Raw genomic sequence first — 376 nt, 5'->3', positions numbered from 1 at the left:
GCTGCATGCCGATATCCAGGTGCTCTCGGATAGTCATGTGCGGGAGTTCAAGGCTTTTCAGGACTTCGGTATTGAACATAACGCAATGAAGCTCAAACGCTTGGCTTTCAGTCACTTCTTGCGGCAGGTCTTCTGGTAAGGTCCGACGGAAGGTCTTTTCTTCGATCAGGTAGGGAGTGTTTTCTACATCGACTGCACGTAGTTCGGTGGTAAAAAGGTGATTGCGCAAGTCTGCACCTTCATCAACGCCAGAGGATTCCAGGGTTACGGGGTAGATGACAGCTGCTTCTTTTTGGTCACCTGTTTCGATGATAGGCGGTAACCAGCCCTCAGTTGTGCGTGAATCGTTATCTAAGAAAACAGTGTATTTAGTATT

General features: G+C 48.1%; 1 protein-coding gene. It reads right to left on the bottom strand.

Annotation, left to right across the window (positions count from 1 at the left end; all coding sequences use genetic code 11):
• Window positions 1-376 (bottom strand): hypothetical protein (locus A3735_RS30795; RefSeq protein WP_197485841.1); only part of this gene is annotated, 376 nt, incomplete at both ends.

It is taken from the genome of Oleiphilus sp. HI0061, from assembly GCF_001635675.1.
This window is presented reverse-complemented; position numbering and strand designations above follow the sequence as displayed.